The following is a 2,220-nucleotide window of genomic DNA, read 5'->3' as shown; positions in this document are numbered from 1 at the left end:
ATTCCCTCCATTATCGACGATCATCTGATCCGCGCTTATCCCTTTCAGGATGAAAATACCGGCGACGGATATTACTGGCGCGATGTGGGTACCATCGATTCCTACTACGAGGCCAACATGGACCTGGTCTCGGTTCATCCTCAATTAAACTTATATGATCAAAGCTGGCCCATCAGATCGTATCAGGCACCGGATCCTCCACCAAAATTTGTGTTTGCACAAAGCGAAGGTTCGATGCCGCGCGTGGGGCAGGCGGTGGACAGTACGGTTTGTCCGGGGTCGATTATCTCCGGGGGGCGCGTCAGCCAGTCGATCATTTCGTCAAATGTGCGAGTGAACAGCTGGGCGGAAGTCGATAATTCGATTCTGTTTTCCGGTGTGAATGTAGGCCGGCATGCCAAGATTCGTAACGCGATTATCGACAAGGGAGTGACGATCCCCAAGAATTGCGAAATTGGTTACGACCTGGAAAAAGACCGGCGCCGCGGATTTACCGTTTCCGAATCGGGAATTGTGGTGATCGGCAAAATGGACGGTTTTCCGGCCGAGGGTTGATCGGGAATTGATACCGCGAAGATAACAACGGAAGTATCTCTGATTGGCAGAGATACTTCCGTGTTGTTCAATGCGCATAAAAATTCCCGGAAGCAGTAGCCCAGGGGGGGGAAGGACTTGTACTACTTCCGGGAGGCGATTGTTCGCCGGAGTATCGATGTTTTATAACAGACGCGACACATTCTTTTTCAACTTCAAAAAAGATCGGAGCCGCGGCTTCCATGCGTTGGACACTCGATCTTTCCGCTGAGAGAATGAAATCACTCAACGGCACCGGTATTTTTCTGAAGGTTGAAAAGGGGAATGATAACTGACATTCTGAGGTGTGATGTTATCGGGAATTGTTTTAATAAGTCTCAAAACCAGCGTGATTGCTGATGGTGCGGGGAGAATAGAAATTCAATCAGATTCGGTCAAGCCCAATCTAAAGCGATTTTTAAAATTGAGTTCTCGAAACAGTTCCTGCGTGTAATTATTTCAAAAAAGTGACGAAACACAAAATTGGAAAGGGTCTGGCATAATGCATCGACGTTTATTTTTCGTTCTGGCAACATTGAGTTGCCTGACTGGGTTTTATTCCCCGGTTTCAGAGGCTGCTGCAAAACAAAAACCCAATATCATTTTCATCATGGCAGACGATCTGGGCTACGCCGAGTTGGGCTGTTACGGTCAGACAAAAATTAAAACGCCTCACATTGATCAACTGGCGGCAGAGGGGATGAAATTCACACAGGCCTATGCCGGTTCGATGGTCTGCCAGCCGTCACGCAGCGTGTTAATGACGGGGCAGCACACCGGCCATACAGCGGTTCGCGCGAATGACCTGAATCAACTGCTGTATGATGAAGATCAGACGGTTGCCGAAGTTTTGAAAGAGGCCGGCTATGCGACGGGCATCTTTGGGAAGTGGGGCTTGGGTTACGAAGGAACTCACGGGCATCCCAATCGGCAGGGCTTTGATCAGTTCACCGGCGAACTGCTGCAGGTACATGCTCACTTTTATTATCCCTTCTGGATCTGGCGCAATGAAGAAAAAGTAATGCTGCCGGAAAACGAAAATAATCAAAGAGGCCGCTATATTCACGATCTGATTCACGAAGATGCGAAAGCGTTTATCCGCAAAAATCAGAAGCAGCCTTTCTTTGCGTACCTGCCTTATATTCTCCCGCATGTGGAACTGGTCGTACCTGAAGATTCCGAGCGTCCCTATCGGGGGAAGTTTCCCAAGACTCCGATTCCGGATCCGCGTCCCGGTTATATCGGCTCGGACGACGGTTTGGTCACCTTTGCGGGTATGGTTTCCCGACTCGACGCGCATGTGGGTGAAATTGTAGCGATGCTCGAAGAACTCGGAATTCGCGACAACACCCTGATTATCTTTACCTCCGATAATGGCGGGCAGGGGGGGACCTGGAAAGAGATGACCGATTTCTTTAATGGCAATGCACCGCTGAAAGGTCACAAAGGTTCCATGTATGAAGGGGGCTTGCGTGTTCCGTTCATTGCGAAGTGGCCCGGTAAAATTGAGCCCGGCACGACTTCAGATCTGCAGATCGGATTCTGGGATATTCTGCCGACCTTTGCTCAGATTGCCGGAACCAAAGTTCCCGCAGGGATCGACGTGGATGGTATTTCGTTTGTACCTACCTTACTGGGTGAGGGGAA

Annotated in this window: 1 protein-coding gene and 1 pseudogene; both read left to right on the top strand. The window is 49.7% G+C overall.

Annotated features, from left to right (window positions below; genetic code table 11):
* Positions 1 to 555: pseudogene (locus Q0294_RS11360) on the top strand (glucose-1-phosphate adenylyltransferase); the annotation flags it as partial.
* Between the two features lie 520 nt (positions 556 to 1,075).
* Positions 1,076 to 2,220 (top strand): arylsulfatase (locus Q0294_RS11355; RefSeq protein ID WP_299464970.1); only part of this gene is annotated, 1,145 nt, incomplete at its 3' end.

The organism is uncultured Gimesia sp., assembly GCF_937919775.1.
GTDB lineage: Bacteria > Planctomycetota > Planctomycetia > Planctomycetales > Planctomycetaceae > Gimesia.
The sequence above is the reverse complement of the archived record's forward strand: the minus strand, read 5'-3'. Positions and strand labels throughout refer to the sequence as shown.